General features: G+C 65.0%; 15 protein-coding genes. 6 read left to right on the forward strand and 9 right to left on the reverse strand.

Annotated elements, in window-relative coordinates; all coding sequences use genetic code 11:
- Window positions 1-52: 52 nt before the first annotated feature.
- The 4 genes from spoT to IN820_RS14705 all read right to left on the reverse strand — a co-directional run bounded on the left by spoT (window position 53) and on the right by IN820_RS14705 (window position 4,286).
- A complete protein-coding gene (gene spoT / locus IN820_RS14690) occupies window positions 53-2,161 on the reverse strand; it encodes a bifunctional GTP diphosphokinase/guanosine-3',5'-bis pyrophosphate 3'-pyrophosphohydrolase (RefSeq protein WP_193681673.1) in 2,109 nt (702 codons plus the stop codon).
- A 60-nt stretch (window positions 2,162-2,221) separates the two neighbouring features.
- The gene (gene rpoZ, locus IN820_RS14695; protein WP_003283345.1) at window positions 2,222-2,485 is read right to left on the reverse strand and encodes a DNA-directed RNA polymerase subunit omega; all 264 of its coding nucleotides are present in this window, start codon (window positions 2,483-2,485) and stop codon (window positions 2,222-2,224) included.
- Between the two features lie 248 nt (window positions 2,486-2,733).
- Window positions 2,734-3,354 (reverse strand): guanylate kinase, encoded by a 621-nt coding sequence (gene gmk, locus IN820_RS14700; protein ID WP_193681674.1) that lies wholly within the window; start codon window positions 3,352-3,354, stop codon window positions 2,734-2,736.
- 68 nt (window positions 3,355-3,422) lie between these two features.
- On the reverse strand, window positions 3,423-4,286 hold the full coding sequence (locus tag IN820_RS14705; RefSeq protein WP_193681675.1) for a YicC/YloC family endoribonuclease: 864 nt from the start codon (window positions 4,284-4,286) through the stop codon (window positions 3,423-3,425).
- Window positions 4,287-4,429: 143 nt separating this feature from the next.
- On the opposite strand from IN820_RS14705, the gene rph reads away from it, so the two are divergent.
- Window positions 4,430-5,152: a ribonuclease PH gene (gene rph, locus IN820_RS14710; protein ID WP_193681676.1), complete on the forward strand. Its 723-nt coding sequence runs from the start codon at window positions 4,430-4,432 to the stop codon at window positions 5,150-5,152.
- A gap of 11 nt (window positions 5,153-5,163) precedes the next feature.
- Window positions 5,164-5,532 carry a DUF4870 domain-containing protein gene (locus tag IN820_RS14715; RefSeq protein ID WP_193681677.1) on the forward strand — a complete coding sequence of 123 codons (369 nt, stop codon included), beginning with the start codon at window positions 5,164-5,166 and terminating at the stop codon, window positions 5,530-5,532.
- A 236-nt stretch (window positions 5,533-5,768) separates the two neighbouring features.
- On the opposite strand, the gene IN820_RS14720 is transcribed toward IN820_RS14715, so the two are convergent.
- Complete coding sequence (locus IN820_RS14720) at window positions 5,769-6,548, reverse strand: exodeoxyribonuclease III (RefSeq protein WP_193681678.1); 780 nt, start codon at window positions 6,546-6,548, stop codon at window positions 5,769-5,771.
- 85 nt (window positions 6,549-6,633) lie between these two features.
- Here IN820_RS14720 and pyrE point away from each other — a divergent pair, with 85 nt between their 5' ends.
- The 3 genes from pyrE to IN820_RS14735 all read left to right on the forward strand — a co-directional run bounded on the left by pyrE (window position 6,634) and on the right by IN820_RS14735 (window position 9,583).
- Entirely contained in the window at window positions 6,634-7,275 is a 642-nt protein-coding gene (pyrE, locus tag IN820_RS14725; RefSeq protein ID WP_193681679.1) for an orotate phosphoribosyltransferase, read from the forward strand.
- Between the two features lie 20 nt (window positions 7,276-7,295).
- Window positions 7,296-7,889 carry a DUF4124 domain-containing protein gene (locus tag IN820_RS14730; protein WP_193681680.1) on the forward strand — a complete coding sequence of 198 codons (594 nt, stop codon included), beginning with the start codon at window positions 7,296-7,298 and terminating at the stop codon, window positions 7,887-7,889.
- Between the two features lie 218 nt (window positions 7,890-8,107).
- Window positions 8,108-9,583 (forward strand): DUF3360 family protein, encoded by a 1,476-nt coding sequence (locus tag IN820_RS14735; RefSeq protein ID WP_193681681.1) that lies wholly within the window; start codon window positions 8,108-8,110, stop codon window positions 9,581-9,583.
- Between the two features lie 55 nt (window positions 9,584-9,638).
- On the opposite strand, the gene argB is transcribed toward IN820_RS14735, so the two are convergent.
- Genes argB through coaBC form a run of 4 tightly spaced genes read right to left on the reverse strand, consistent with a single transcriptional unit; the run spans window position 9,639 to window position 14,844 of the window.
- The gene (gene argB / locus IN820_RS14740; RefSeq protein WP_193681682.1) at window positions 9,639-10,541 is read right to left on the reverse strand and encodes an acetylglutamate kinase; all 903 of its coding nucleotides are present in this window, start codon (window positions 10,539-10,541) and stop codon (window positions 9,639-9,641) included.
- Window positions 10,542-10,556: 15 nt separating this feature from the next.
- Window positions 10,557-13,136 carry a phosphomannomutase/phosphoglucomutase gene (locus IN820_RS22870; protein WP_193681683.1) on the reverse strand — a complete coding sequence of 860 codons (2,580 nt, stop codon included), beginning with the start codon at window positions 13,134-13,136 and terminating at the stop codon, window positions 10,557-10,559.
- Between the two features lie 39 nt (window positions 13,137-13,175).
- Window positions 13,176-13,631 (reverse strand): dUTP diphosphatase, encoded by a 456-nt coding sequence (dut, locus tag IN820_RS14750; protein WP_193681684.1) that lies wholly within the window; start codon window positions 13,629-13,631, stop codon window positions 13,176-13,178.
- A 1-nt stretch (window position 13,632) separates the two neighbouring features.
- Window positions 13,633-14,844, reverse strand: coding sequence for a bifunctional phosphopantothenoylcysteine decarboxylase/phosphopantothenate--cysteine ligase CoaBC (gene coaBC / locus IN820_RS14755; protein ID WP_193681685.1), 1,212 nt, complete (start codon window positions 14,842-14,844; stop codon window positions 13,633-13,635).
- Between the two features lie 140 nt (window positions 14,845-14,984).
- Here coaBC and radC point away from each other — a divergent pair, with 140 nt between their 5' ends.
- The gene (radC, locus tag IN820_RS14760; RefSeq protein WP_193681686.1) at window positions 14,985-15,659 is read left to right on the forward strand and encodes a RadC family protein; all 675 of its coding nucleotides are present in this window, start codon (window positions 14,985-14,987) and stop codon (window positions 15,657-15,659) included.
- Window positions 15,660-15,700: the final 41 nt, after the last annotated feature.

Consider the following 15,700-nt stretch of genomic DNA (forward strand, 5'->3'; position numbering starts at 1 on the left):
CCACGGTGGATGTAAAAAGCGACATCCACCCTACGCTGGCTTGCAGCTGCGATTACGCCTTGACCCGGGTGATCCGCGTTACGCCCTTGATCGCTCGCAGCTTCTTGATCACCCGCGCCAGGTGTACGCGGTCGTGCACGCTGACCACCAGTTGGACCACGCTGATGCGGCCGTCGCGCTCGTCCATGCCGATCTTCTCGATGTTGCCGTCGGCGGCGTTGACGCTGCCGGCGAGCAGGGCGATCAGGCCGCGCTGGTGCTCCAGCTCGACGCGCAGTTCGACGTTGAACTCGCCGGTGACGTCCTTGGACCAGGACAGCTGGATGCACTTGTCCGGGTTGTGGCGGATCTCGCTGATGTTCCGGCAGCTCTCCAGGTGAACCACCATGCCCTTGCCGGCGGACAGGTGGCCGACGATCGGGTCGCCGGGGATCGGCGTGCAGCACTTGGCATAGTTGAGCACCAGCCCCTCGGTGCCGCGGATCGCCAGCGGGCCTTCGAGCGCCGGTGCCTGCTCGCCGTCGCGTGATACCAGGCGGCGGGCGATGACATAGGCCATGCGGTTGCCCAGGCCGATATCCTCGAGCAGGTCCTCGACGTATTCCATGTGGTACTCGGTGAGCACCTGGCGGATACGCTCGGGGTCGATCTTCTCGATATTGGTCTCGAAGCCGCTCAGCGCCTTGCTCAGCAGGCGTTCGCCGAGGTTGATCGACTCCGAGCGGCGCTGCAGCTTGAGCGCATGACGGATGTGCGTGCGAGCCTTGCCGGTGACGACGAAGCTGAGCCAGGCCGGGTTCGGCCGGGCGCCCGGCGCGGTGACGATCTCCACCGTCGAGCCGCTTTCCAGCGGTTGCGACAGCGGCGCCAGGCGGCGATTGACGCGACAGGCGATGCAGCTGTTGCCGACGTCGGTGTGCACCGCGTAGGCGAAGTCGACGGCGGTCGAGCCCTTGGGCATCTCCATGATGCGGCCCTTGGGGGTGAAGACGTAGACCTCGTCGGGGAACAGGTCGATCTTCACGCTCTCGATGAATTCCAGCGAGTTGCCGGCGCGCTGCTGCAGTTCAAGCACGCCCTTGACCCATTGCCGGGCACGGGCGTGGGTGCCCTTGGGTACTTCGTCTTCCTCGGATTTGTACAGCCAGTGCGCGGCGATGCCGTTGTTGGCCATCTCTTCCATTTCGTGGGTGCGGATCTGGATCTCGATGGGCACGCCGTGCATGCCGAACAGCGTGGTGTGCAGCGACTGGTAGCCGTTGGCCTTGGGGATCGCGATGTAGTCCTTGAAGCGCCCCGGCAGCGGCTTGTACAGGCTGTGCACGGCGCCGAGCACGCGATAGCAGGTGTCGACCTTGTCCACCACGATGCGGAAGGCATAGACGTCCATGATCTCGTTGAACGCCTTGCGCTTGCCGCGCATCTTCTTGTAGATGCTGTACAGGTGCTTCTCGCGGCCCATCACCTTGCCTTCGAGGCCGTCGCGTTCGAGGCAGTGGATCAATGATTGCTCGATCTTCTCGACGATCTCGTTGCGGTTGCCGCGGGCACGGCGCACCGCGGCGCGGATGCGCTCGGAGCGCATCGGGTGCATGGCCTTGAAGCCGAGGTCCTCGAACTCCACGCGCATCGAATGCATGCCCAGGCGGTTGGCGATGGGCGCGTAGATTTCCAGGGTTTCCTTGGCGATGCGCCGGCGCTTCTCGCCGGCCAGCACTTCCAGGGTGCGCATGTTGTGCAGGCGGTCGGCGAGCTTGACCAGGATCACGCGGATGTCGCGCGCCATGGCCATGGCCATCTTCTGGAAGTTCTCGGCCTGGGCCTCGGCCTTGGTCTCGAAGTTCATCTGGGTCAGCTTGCTGACCCCGTCGACCAGTNCGGCGACGGTCTCGCCGAACTGGGCGATCAGCGCTTCCTTCGGGATGCCGGTGTCCTCGATGACGTCATGCAGCATCGCGGCCATCAGGCTCTGATGGTCCATGTGCATGTCGGCGAGGATGTTGGCGACCGCCAGGGGGTGGGTGACGTAGGCTTCACCGCTGCGCCGGCGCTGGCCGTCATGGGCCTGCTCGGCATAGAAATAGGCACGGCGGACCAGATTGACCTGGTCGGGGCCGAGGTAGGTCGACAGGCGATCCGCAAGAGCGTCTATGGCTGGCAAGGCGGTACTCCTTGCCGGCTGGCTTCGATGTTCGCGGTTCGACTTCGACCTGGCATTTACTTAGATGGCCTCGTTCGGCTCTTCCTCGTACTGGGTGAAGAGCGGTTCGTCATCGACGATCTCGTCCTGGGCGATGACATCGTAGTCGACCAGGCCGGAGGCGATTTCACGCAGGGCGACGACCGTCGGCTTGTCGTTTTCCCAGGCCACTTTCGGCTCCTTGCCGCCGGTAGCCAGCTGGCGCGAGCGCTTGGTGGCGAGCATGACCAGCTCGAAGCGGTTATCGACGTTGTCCAGGCAGTCTTCAACGGTAACGCGGGCCATGGTGTTCCTCGTGATCAATAGCGGTGGAGCATGCCCGGATGGGCGAGCGGACTGGGTATTGTAAAGCAGCTACAAGCTACAAGCTACAAGCTACAAGCTACAAGCTACAAGCTACAAGCAGGTAGGGTGGGCTTCAGCTCACCGGATCCAGGCCATGAATGCCAGCGAGGTGGGCTGAAGCCCGCCCTACGGGGACTACGCTCCCAGGCTTTTACTTGCAGCTTGTGGCTTGAAGCTTGCGGCGGCTTTCATGCCAGCAAATCGCCGAGCAGGCGGGCATGGCGCTGTTGCTGGGTACGCTGCTTGAGCTGGTTGGCACGGAAGATCGACTGCAGGTCGATCAGCGCGTGGGCGAAATCGTCGTTGATCACCAGGTAGTCGTACTCGACGTAGTGGCTCATCTCGCTCACCGCCTCGCGCATGCGCTTCTCGATGATCTCGTCGCTGTCCTGGCCGCGGTTGTTGAGGCGCTGGCGCAGGGCTTCCTGGGTCGGCGGCAGGATGAAGATCGACTGGGCCTGGGGCATCAGCCGGCGCACCTGCTGGGCGCCCTGCCAGTCGATCTCCAGGATCAGGTCGAAGCCTTCGGCCAGGGTTTCTTCCAGCCAGCGTTGCGAGGTGCCGTAGAGGTTGCCGAACACCTCGGCATGTTCGAGAAACTCGTCGCGCTCCAGGCGCTGGAGAAATTCCTCGCGGCTGACGAAGTGATAGTTGACCCCGTCGACTTCGCCCGGGCGCATGGCGCGCGTGGTGTGCGAAACCGAAACCCGCACCTGCGGTTGTGCATCGATCAGGGCCTTGACCAGGCTGGTCTTGCCGGCCCCGGAAGGCGCGGAGACGATATAGAGCGTACCGGTGGTGGCGGACATTACGGGTTCCTGGAAAGCGCTATGACTGCTGATAGAGAAGGTAGACCAGCCGCTCGTGCGGCTGGCGGTTATTCGATGTTCTGCACCTGTTCGCGCATCTGCTCGATCAGCACCTTCAGGTTGACCGCCGCCTGGGTGCTGCGCGGGTCGAAGGCTTTCGAGCCGAGAGTGTTGGCTTCCCGGTTGAGTTCCTGCATGAGGAAGTCGAGACGGCGCCCGGCCGCGCCGCCGGCCTTCAGCACGCGGCGCACCTCGGTCACGTGCGTGCTCAGGCGGTCGAGTTCTTCGGCGACGTCGCTTTTCTGTGCCAGCAGCACCATTTCCTGTTCCAGGCGCTGGGGGTCGAGTTCGGCCCGCATCTCGGCGAAGCGATCGATGATTTTCTGGCGTTGCGTTGCCAGCATCTGCGGGACCTGTTCGCGCAGCGTGGCGACTTCCTGAAGAATGCTGTCCAGGCGGTCATCGAGCAGTGTGGCCAGATCCGCACCCTCGCGCTGGCGACCCTCCTTGAGCTGCTCGAGGGCACTGTGGAACAGCGCCAGCGCACTCTGGTTGAGTGCCTGCGGATCGAGTGCATCGCCTACCAGCACGCCGGGCCAGCCGAGCACCTGCAGCGGATCGATCGGGGCTGGCCGCTCGATCAGGGCGGCGATGCTTTCGGCGGCGGCGATCAACTGGCTGGCGCGCTCGCGGTCGACCTGCAGTGCCGTGCGGTCGCTGGCCTCGGTGAAGCGCAGGGTGCACTCCACCTTGCCGCGCGACAGCCCCTTGCGCAGTGCATCGCGCACCGCGCCCTCGAGATCGCGGAACGCTTCCGGCAGGCGCAGGTGTGGCTCCAGATAGCGATGGTTGACCGAGCGGATCTCCCAACTGAGGGTGCCATGGGCGCCGGCCTGTTCGCTGCGGGCAAAGGCCGTCATGCTGTGGACCATCGGGGATACCTCTCGATGCGGGTTGCGAAAGGCGGAGGATTGTAAAGGAAAAGGGCTCCGGCTGCAGGCTGCCCTGCCGGCCCCTTTTCCGTGCGGGGCCTCTATAATGCCGGTCAACTTTCTTTCCAAGCAGGACGTTCCCCATGAAACGACCCAGTGGCCGTGCCGCCGACCAGCTGCGCCCGATCCTGATCACCCGCAACTACACCAAGCATGCCGAAGGATCGGTGCTGGTCGAGTTCGGCGATACCAAGGTGATCTGCACCGCCAGCATCGAGACCGGTGTGCCGCGCTTTCTCAAGGGGCAGGGCCAAGGCTGGCTGACCGCCGAATACGGCATGCTGCCGCGCGCCACCGGCGAGCGGAACCAGCGCGAGGCGGCCCGCGGCAAGCAGGGCGGGCGCACACTGGAAATCCAGCGGTTGATCGGCCGTTCGCTGCGTGCGGCGCTGGACATGAGCAAGCTCGGCGAGAACACCCTGTTCATCGACTGCGACGTGATCCAGGCCGACGGTGGCACCCGCACGGCATCCATCACCGGCGCCATGGTTGCGCTGGTCGATGCGCTGAAGCTGCTGAAGAAGCGCGGCGGCCTCAAGGCCGGCGATCCCCTCAAGCAGATGGTCGCGGCGGTTTCCGTCGGCATGTACCAGGGCGAGCCGGTGCTGGATCTGGATTACCTGGAGGATTCGGCCGCCGAGACCGACCTCAATGTCGTGATGACCGATGCCGGTGGCTTCATCGAGGTGCAGGGCACTGCCGAAGGCGCACCCTTCCATCCCGACGAACTCAACGCCATGCTGGCCCTGGCGCACGATGGCGTGCGCCAGCTGTTCGAGCTGCAGCGTGCGGCGCTGGCCGACTGAGTGGGGCAAGCATGACTGATCGGGAGCTCGTTCCGCTGCCCGGCCGCGAGGCACGCCAGTGGGCCATGTTCTGCCACTATTCGGCGTTCTTCTGGTTTCTCGCGCCGATGATCGGCAACGTCATCGGCCCGCTGATCGTCTGGCAGCTGAAGAAGGACCTGGACCCCTTCGTCGATCAGCAGGGCAAGGAGGCGCTGAATTTCCAGATCACCTTCAGCATCCTGTTGATGATCTGCGGCGTGCTCGCCTGGATTCTCATCGGCTTTCCGCTGATGGCGCTGATCAGCGTGGTGGCGCTGGTGCTGGTGGTGATCGCCGGCATCCGCGCCAACGAAGGCAAGCCCTACCGCTATCCGTTCTGCTGGCGGCTCGTCAAATAGGGAAATCGAGCTTCGAGCCGCAAGCCATAAGCTGCAAGAAAAAGCTTGGCGGCTGATTCGCTTGCAGCTGTAGGTCGGGTCATGCTTCATCGACCCGACGAGCGGAGTCCGCGGTGGATGTAAAAAAGCGACATCCACCCTACGCTAGCTGTAGGTCGGGTCACGCTTCATCGACCCGACGAGCGGAGTCCAGGGTGGATGTAAAAAACGACATCCACCCTACGCTAGCTTGCAGCTTAAACGCTCAGCGTCCAGTCGTAATCCACGATCAGCGGCGCATGTTGCGAGAAGCGCGGCTGGCGCGGCAGGCGGGCGCCGCGCACGAAGCGGCGCAGGCCGGAGGTGAGGATCTGATAGTCGAAGCGCCAGCCGAGGTTGAGCATCTCGGCCTGCTCGGTATCCGGCCACCAGCTGAACAGGTCCCCCTCGCGATTGATTTCGCGCAGCGCATCGACATAGCCCATGTTGCCGAAGATCTCGTCCAGCCAGGCGCGCTCCGGTGCCAGGAAGCCCGGGTCCTGCTGGCAGTCGCGCCAGTTTTTCACGTCCAGCTTCTGGTGGGCGACGTACAGCGAGCCGCAGTACACGTACTCGCGGCGCTTGCGGCGCTGCTTGTCCAGGTAATGGGCGAAATCGTCCATGAACTTGAGCTTCTGGTTCAGGTTGGCGTCGCCGCCCTGGCCGGAGGGCAGGAGCAGGCTGGCGATGCTGACCTTGTCGAAGTCGGCTTGCAGGTAGCGCCCGTAGCGGTCTGCCGTCTCGAAGCCCAGCCCGGTGATCACGGCTTTCGGCTGCAGCCTGGAGTAGAGCGCCACACCGCCCTGCTCGGGGATTTCGGCGTCGCAGGCGTAGAGGAAATAGCCGTCGAGCTGGTAGGCGGGCTCGTCGAGTTCCAAGGCGGAGGCGCGGGTATCCTGCAGGCAGATGACATCGGCATTCTGCGCTTGCAGCCAGCTGAGTAATCCTCGCTGTGCCGCAGCTTGAATGCCATTCACGTTGACGCTGATGATCCGCATAAATGGCCCCTAAAAACACGTGCGTGTATGATAACCCAAGCTCTTCGCAATTAGCTAAATCCGTGCCTTACCGGGAAATTTCTTCATGCAGGCGTACCAGCGCGAGTTCATTCGCTTCGCCATCGAGCGCGGGGTTCTGCGCTTCGGTGAGTTCACTCTGAAATCCGGGCGTACCAGTCCGTACTTCTTCAATGCCGGCCTGTTCAACAGCGGCAGCGCCCTGGCCCAACTGGGGCGCTTCTATGCCGCGGCCGTGGCCGAAAGCGATGTCGATTTCGACGTCATCTTCGGTCCCGCCTACAAGGGCATTCCGCTCGCCGCGGCGACCGCCATCGCGCTGGCCGAACAGCACCAGCGCGACCTGCCCTGGTGCTTCAACCGCAAGGAAGCCAAGGACCATGGCGAGGGCGGCACCCTGGTGGGGGCGCCGCTGGCCGGGCGCGTGCTGATCGTCGACGATGTGATCACCGCCGGGACCGCGATCCGCGAGGTGATGCAGATCATCCAGGCGCAGAACGCCGCGGCGGCAGGGGTGCTGATCGCGCTCGATCGCCAGGAAAGAGGGCAGGGCGAGCTGTCGGCGATCCAGGAAGTGGAACGTGATTATCGAATGCCGGTAATCAGTATTGTGTCCCTCGAACAAGTGCTGGAATATCTTGCCGATGACGTTCAGTTGAAACAGTACCTGCCCGCGGTACAGGCCTACCGCGAGCGATACGGAATCTGACCCCGGATAGGTGTTCCACCATGCGCAAATCGGCAGCCATTCGAACGGTGTTCATGCTGGGTGCTTTGTTCCCGATGATGACCATGGCTGCCGAGCTGTATCGCTACGTCGATGATCGCGGCGTGGTGGTGCTCGATCGCCATGGCGTGCCCCCGCAGCACATCGCTCGCGGCTATCAGGTGCTCAACGAGCAGGGGCGCGTCATTCGCGAGGTTCCGCCGGCGCCGACCGCCGAGGCGCTCGAACAGCTACAGGCGCAGAAGCGGCGTGCCGCCTCGGACGCCCGGTTGCTTCGGTTGTATGCCAGCGTCGAGGATGTGGAGCATGCCGAGGTGCGCAAACTCGCCGAGCTGGACAGCGTGATCGGTCTGGCGCAGGGCAACCTGCAAGCGCTGCGCAACCAGCAGGACGGTCTGCGCAAGCAGGCGGCCAATCATGAGCGGGCGGGACGCAAGGTCCCGGACAACCTGCTGGCGCAGATCGCCAACCTCGAAAAGGAACAGGCCGGTCTGCTGCGTGACGTCAAGCGCTACGAGAAGGTGCGAGCCGATGCCGAGATCAGTTTCGCCGACGATCGCCAGCGGATCGGCGAATTGCTCGGTCGAGCGCAGTAAGCCGAGTTCGATTCGCGGCTTATCCGTACACCGTTCGCCCGCCTTCCGATAATCACGACCATCCGTCGGCTGCGTTTGCAAAGGGAACCGCTTTGGTGCCAATGCATAGCTTGCTTGCTATCACGACGACGGCTCTAACTCAATAGTTTCAAGGTAGGGGTGAGTTGTCTCGGGTCAGTCTGTACCGTTGCGCAAATTTTTGGGTATGGCTGATCGTCATGAGTGATAGGGACCTACGCAGTTACCAGGAGCGTCACAAGCCAAAGGGAGATTTTGCGACTCGCTCGGAATACCTCGAGCACGAGCTGGAGATCATGGCGCCGAAACGCTGGGGGATGAACCTGCCGTTTCGCGATTACCGCTTCGAGTATGAAGACTGGGTGCCGGCGATGGCTGCGACCATTGGCAAGATCGTCATGGTGGCGGCGGTGGTCGCCGCTTTCGCGGGGCCGATGGGGCTGTCCAACGAGTTCGTCATCGAGAACGCCCGCTACGAGATGCTGATCGCCGCGCTCCTGTTCGTGGTGCTGTTCTCCGGCTTCCTCAATCCGACGGCCAATCTCGCTGGCACGCACGGGCCGCTGATCCCGCTGATTCCGCTGATCGTCGCTTCCGGTGGCCACCCGATGGCGCTGGGGATCATGGTCGGCGTGCTCGGCTTCACCCTCGGCGTGTTCAAGGGCGGCAGCCTGCTGGCGCGTTTGACCAGTGACGGGGTGTGCGGCGGTCTGCTGCTGTATCTGGGCTTCATCGGGATCACCTCGCAGATCAAGAAACTGTTCGGCTGGGCGGACAGCTTCGACATGGGCTACATCGCCTTCGTGGTGGTGTTCGCAACCATCGTGATGTATGCCTATCTGGAACACATCCGCATGCGCTGGCTGGCGATACCGCTGGGCTCGGGCCTGGCGGCACTGATCGCCTTCCTGTTGGGCGCCCCGTTCGAGTTCACGACCGAGCCGGGCATTCCCAATCTGAATCCCATGTACTGGTGGGGCGAGACCACCGGCTGGCAGATCGGCCTGCCGGATCTGCACCATTTCATCGCGGTTGCGCCGTTCGCCGTGCTGGCAGTGGCGATGTGGTCGCCGGACTTCCTCGGCCACCGGGTGTTCCAGCAGCTGAACTATCCGCCGAAGGCGAAGAAAGTGCTGATGAACATCGACGACACCATGTGCATCGCCGCCGCGCGGCAGATCGTCGGCACCTCGCTGGGCGGCGGCAACCTGGCTTCGTCCTGGGGCACGTTCATGGTGCCGGCGGCCATTGCCAAGCGGCCGATTCCGGCGGGTGCGCTGCTGACCGGCCTGCTCTGCGTGGTGGCCGCACTCTGGGGCTATCCGATGGACCTGGCGATCTGGCCGCCGGTGCTCAGCGTGGCGCTGATGGTCGGGGTGTTCCTGCCGCTGCTGGAAGCCGGCATGCAGATGACCCGCGAAGGCAAGACCTCGCAGTCGGCGGCCATCGTGATCTTCTCCTCGGCGCTGGTGAACCCGGTGTTCGGCTGGTCGCTGACCGTGCTGCTCGACAATCTCGGGCTGATCGGCGACAAGGAGCGTGGCCAGTCGTTGAGCCATCTGCATCGCTGGGTGATCCCGACGATCGTGTTCGTCGTGCTCTGCGGCGTGATGCTGGGCATCGGCATGTTCCCGGGCATCCCGGCGCTGCTCGAATCCTTCCGCATCGATCTCTGATGCGGCCGGCATGAAAAAGGGGAGCCTCGGCTCCCCTTTTTCATGTGCGGCGAATTCAGCGCTGGCTGTTGGTGATCAGCGTGCCGACGCCGACGTCGGTGAAGATTTCCAGCAGCACCGCGTTGGGCACCCGGCCATCGATGATGTGCGCGCTGTTGACGCCGCCCTGCACCGCTTCCAGCGCGCAGCGGATCTTCGGCAGCATGCCGCCGTAGATGGTGCCGTCGGCGATCAGTTCGTCGACCTGGGCGGTGGACAGGCCGGTGAGCACGTTGCCCTGCTTGTCCATCAGGCCGGCGATGTTGGTCAGCAGCATGAGCTTCTCGGCTTTCAGTGCCTCGGCCACCTTGCCGGCGACCAGGTCGGCGTTGATGTTGTACGACTCGCCGTTATCGCCGACGCCGATCGGCGCGATCACCGGGATGAAGTTGCCGTGCACCAGCATTTCCAGCAGCTCGGTGTTGACCCCGGTGACTTCGCCGACGTGGCCGATGTCGATGATTTCCGGCTTGGTCATTTCCGGCGTCTGGCGCGTGGCCTTGAGCTTCTTCGCGCGGATCAGGCCGGCATCCTTGCCGGTCAGGCCGATGGCGCTGCCGCCGTGCTGGTTGATCAGGCTGACGATGCTCTTGTTGACCTGGCCACCGAGCACCATCTCGACCACGTCCATGGTCTGGCTGTCGGTCACCCGCATGCCGTCGATGAAGTGACTCTCGATGTTCAGCCGCTTGAGCAGGTCGCCGATCTGCGGGCCGCCACCGTGCACCACCACCGGGTTGATACCCACCGCTTTCATCAGCACGATATCGCGGGCGAAGCCGGTCTTCAGCTCCTCGCTCTCCATCGCGTTGCCGCCGTACTTGATCACCAGCGTCTTGCCGACGAAGCGGCGGATGTAGGGCAGCGCCTCGGACAGAACCTGGGCGAATTGGGTGGCAGCTTCACGGCTGAGGGTCATGCAGGGCTCCGCAAGTCAGAACGGCAGTTTGAGGTCGGGTGCAACGCTGTGCAGCTGGGCGCGGAACACATCCTGGATGCGGCGCAGCTCGTCCTCGCTGTCGGCCTCGAAACGCAGCACCAGCACCGGCGTGGTGTTGGAAGCGCGAATCAGGCCCCAGCCCTTGGGATAGTCGACCCGCACGCCATCGAGCGTGATCAGGTTCGCCTCGCCCCACTGGGCGTCGCGTTGCAGGGCGTCAATGATGGTGAATTTGCTTTCTTCTGTCACCGTGATGTTGATTTCCGGCGTGGAGATATCGGCGGGGAAGGCGGCGAACACCTGTTCGGCATCACGCTTGTCCTGGCTGAGGATCTCCAGCAGGCGCGCGGCGCTGTAGATGCCGTCGTCGAAGCCGAACCAGCGCTCCTTGAAGAAGATGTGGCCGCTCATCTCGCCGGCCAGCAGCGCGCCGGATTCCTTCATCTTCTTCTTGATCAGCGAATGGCCGGTCTTCCACATCACCGGACGGCCGCCGTAGCCGCTGATCAGCGGGGTGAGGCGGCGGGTGCATTTGACGTCGAAGATGATGTCGGCGCCCGGATTGCGTGAAACGACATCCTTGGCGAACAGCATCAGCAGGCGGTCGGGGTAGATCATGTTGCCGGCGTTGGTCACCACGCCGACACGGTCGCCGTCGCCGTCGAAGGCCAGGCCCAGGTCGGCGTTCTCGGCCTTCACCTTGGCGATCAGGTCGACCAGGTTTTCCGGTTTGCCCGGGTCCGGGTGATGGTTGGGGAAGTGGCCGTCGACGTCGCAGTACAGCGGGATCACCTTGCAGCCCAGCGCCTCGATCAACTGCGGGGCGATGACGCCGGCCACGCCGTTGCCGCAGTCGACCACCACCTTCATCGGCTTGGCCATGGCGATGTCGCCGCGGATCTGCTCGAAGTAGCGCTCGAGCACGTCGACCTGTTCGACGCTGCCGACGCCTTCGGCCAGGTCGTTGGTTTCGATGCGCCGGCGCAGCGCCTGGATCTGTTCGTTGGCCAGGGTGTCGCCGGCGATGACGATCTTGAAGCCGTTGTAGTCCGGTGGGTTGTGGCTGCCGGTGAGCATCACCCCGGACTTGCCGGCGAGGATGTTGGCCGCGTAGTAGAGCACCGGGGTCGGCACCATGCCGATGTCGCTGACAGTGCAGCCGCTGTCGAGCAGGCCCTGGATCAGGTGTTGCACCAGTTCCGGGCCGGAGAGGCGGCCGTCGCGGCCCACGGAAACGTTGGGTTCGCCCTTGGCGAGGCTTTCCGAGCCCACCGCGCGGCCGACCCAGTAGGCGGTCTCGTTGGTCAGGCTGTCGCCGACGACGCCGCGGATGTCGTAGGCGCGGAAGATGCTGGCGGGCAGGTTCGGGGCTTTGGCGCTGCTCATTGCGGTTTCTCGCTCCTTGCTGTCGAGGCCGAAAAGATCCTGGTCCTCGTCGAGAATATCGATGTCGAGAATGTCGGTGTCCGGCACGCGCGGATCGACGTACTCGCTGGATGTGGCTTGCCGGACGGCGGGCACCGTCGCAGCGGATGCGTGGGTCGGAGCCGATCCGGCGGAGCGGATGGGCAGACGGACCATGTTCCTGGCCAGCGCATCGAGCGCCGGCAGGCTCAAGGCCGGTATTTGGATGGTCTTGCCTGTGCAGAGTTCCTGCAGCAGCCGATTGATCTGCAATACGTCCTCGCGCAGCCGTCGCTGCTGGGCGCCGAGCACCAGCTGCAGGCCGATCAGCACGCCGGCCAGCGCCAGCAGTGCGGCGGCCAGCAGCGTCAGGGGCGGGATCGTCGCGGCGCGGGCCGCGCTGCCCAGCTGGAAGCTCAGCTTCCAGTTGGGATTGCCGACGGACAGGTCCAGCGCCGCTGCCGCGCCGGCACCGGCGCCGCGCTCCATGAGCAACTGGGCCGGCGCGCCGGAGAACTGTTGGGTCAGGCGTAACTGACCGGCGTCGGCGGGCAGCCTCGGTAGTGCGGCGAGTATCCGCTCGAGTTCGACGACCAGCAGCAGCGTGCCGCGTATCGGTTGTTGCGGGTCGGCGCGCAGCGCGGTTGCGCTGTAGAGCAGCCAGCGCTCGCCCACCTTGTAGGCTTCCGCTGCCGGCGCCTGGCCGTTTTCGGCACGCTGCAGCAGGTCCAGGGCGGCGAAGTTCATCGGGCCCGGGCGATGGCTGTCGGGCGTGACCCGGCCAAGGGGATTGAGATGGGCATCGACCATGCCCGGTCGCTCGCGCAGGCTGCGCTCGGCCTCGCCGATCTGCTGCGCATCGCCGTCCAGCACGTCCGGCAGGCGCAGTTGGGCAGCGCTGGCCTGGGCATCGGCCTGCAACTGGCGCAGCGCCTGTTGCAGGGCGCTCGCCTGGCTCTGCCCCCAGGCATCGGCGAGCAGTGCCTGCTGCTGTTGTTGCGCGTTCTGCAGCCCGAACCAGAGCAGCGCCGCGGCGGCGCCCAGGCCGATCAGGCTGCTGGTCAGGCCGGCCAACAGCGGTTTCAGGCTGGCTGTGCCGCTGCGCTTGGCGCGGGTGTCGGCCGGGTTCAGTACGCCTGAATCCTTGGCGGTGCGTTTGAAGAGTGCCATGAAGCTCCTCGAATCATCCTGAAAAGGTGGGCGGTTGGCTCAGTGGCTGCCGGAATGCCCGAAGCCGCCGGCGCCGCGGTCGCTGCTGTGGAAGTCGTCGACCAGTTCGAAGCGGGCCTGCACCACCGGCACCAGCACCAGCTGCGCGATGCGTTCGCCGACGGCGATGCCGAAGGCGTTCTGGCCGCGGTTCCAGCAGGACACCATCAGCTCGCCCTGGTAATCCGAATCGATCAGGCCGACCAGGTTGCCGAGCACGATGCCGTGCTTGTGGCCCAGCCCCGAGCGCGGCAGCACCAGCGCCGCCAGGCCCGGATCGGCGATGTGGATCGCCAGGCCGGTGGGAATCAGCAGGGTCTGGCCCGGCTGCAGGACGGTGTCGCTTTGCAGCATGGCGCGCAGGTCGAGCCCGGCGGAGCCCGGGGTGGCGTATTCGGGGAGCGGGAAGTCCCGGCCGAGGCGCGGGTCGAGAATCTTCGCTTGGAGTGCGTGCATGTCAGGCCTGTTTTTTGTAGCGGTCGGCGATGAAGGCCACCAGCTCGCGGGCGATGTGCCCCTTGCTGGCCTGGCCGAAGCGGGTTTCGTGTTGCTGGCGGTCGATCACGCTGACGGCGTTGTCTTCGCTGTTGAAGCCGATGCTGGGGTTGGCCACGTCGTTGGCGACGATCAGGTCGAGATGCTTGTCGCGCAGCTTGCGCGTGGCGTATTCCAGCAGGTTCTCGGTTTCGGCGGCGAAGCCGACGCAGAACGGGCGATCCGGGCGGCTGGCCAGGGTGGCGAGGATATCCGGATTGCGCACCATCTGGAGCAGCAGGCCGTCCCCGCTGTTGGGATCTTTCTTCAGTTTGTGCGGCGCGACCACTTCCGGGCGGTAGTCGGCCACTGCGGCAGCGGCGATCAGCAGGTCGCAGGGCATCGCCGCTTCGCACGCGGCGAGCATGTCGCGGGCGCTGACCACGTCGATGCGCTGCACGCGGTCGGGGGTCGGCAGGAACACCGGGCCGGTGACCAGCGTTACCCGCGCGCCGGCTTCAGCGGCGGCCTCGGCGAGGGCGAAGCCCATCTTGCCCGAACTGTGGTTGGTGATGTAGCGCACCGGGTCGATGTTTTCCTGGGTCGGCCCGGCGGTGATCAACAGGTGCAGGCCGGTCAGCAGGCCGCTGTCGAAGCAGTCGGCGGCCGCCTGCGCCAGCTCCTCGGCCTCGAGCATGCGGCCCATGCCGACGTCGCCGCAGGCCTGGCTGCCGGAACCGGGGCCGAACAGGCGGATGCCGCGCTCGAGCAGCAATGCGCGGTTGGCCTGGGTGGCCGGATCGGCCCACATCGCCTGGTTCATCGCCGGCGCCAGGGCGACCGGCGCGTTGGTCGCCAGCACCAGGGTGGTCAGCAGGTCGTTGGCGGTGCCCTGGGCCAGGCGCGCCATGAGGTCGGCGGTAGCCGGGGCGACCAGCACCAGGTCGGCCCAGCGGGCCAGTTCGATATGCCCCATGGCCGCTTCGGCGGCGGGGTCGAGCAGGTCCAGATGCACCGGATGGCCGGACAGCGCCTGCAGGGTGAGCGGGGTGATGAACTCACGCCCGCCCTGGGTCATCACCACCCGGACCTCGGCGCCGTGGTCGCGCAGGCGGCGGACCAGTTCGGCACTCTTGTAGGCGGCGATGCCGCCGCCGACGCCCAGGACGATGCGTTTACGATACAGCCGCTGCATAGGCCTGCCTTTGTTGCCTGGTAAGAATTGCCGGGGTGAGAACTGCGTCGGAACTCGCCGGCGCACCCCGAAAAAATGACGGGCTAAGATAGCACAGCGCCCACTGCGCAGAAGTGGGCCCGCTCGACAGGGAGGTTGACATGAGCATTCGTGACTGGCCGGCGGCGGAACGGCCGCGGGAGAAGCTACTCGAACAGGGCGCGGCAGCGCTTTCCGACGCCGAACTGCTGGCGATATTTCTGCGTACCGGCGTGGCCGGCAAGAGCGCGGTGGACCTGGCCCGCCACCTGCTCGGTGATTTCGGCAGCCTGCGCGCGCTGCTGGAGGCCGATCTCGCCGAATTCGGCGCGCACCTGGGCCTCGGACCCGCCAAGTTCGCCCAGTTGCAGGCGGTGCTGGAAATGGCGCGGCGGCATCTGGCCGAACGCTTGCGCCGCGACTCGGCGCTGGAAAGCCCGCAGGCGGTGCGCGACTACCTCAAGGCGCGGCTGCGCCACGAACCGCATGAGCTGTTCGGCTGCCTGTTTCTCGATTCCAAGCATCGCGTGCTGGCCTTCGAGGTGTTGTTCCACGGCACCATCGACGGTGCCAGCGTCTACCCGCGGCAGGTGGTCAAGCGCGCGCTGGCGCAGAACGCGGCGGCGGTGATCCTCACCCACAATCATCCCTCCGGCGTGGCCGAGCCGAGCCAGGCCGATCGCCAACTGACTCTGCGCTTGAAGGAGGCGCTGGCGTTGATCGACGTGCGGGTGCTGGATCATTTCATCGTCGGCGAGGGGGAGCCGTTGTCGATGGCCGAATATGGTTGGGTGTGAGGCACTGCACTTCGCAGCGCCCCATCGCTTGAATGGTCTCC

Origin of the sequence: Pseudomonas lopnurensis (assembly GCF_015070855.1) — a bacterium.
GTDB classification, from domain to species: Bacteria; Pseudomonadota; Gammaproteobacteria; order Pseudomonadales; family Pseudomonadaceae; genus Stutzerimonas; species Stutzerimonas lopnurensis.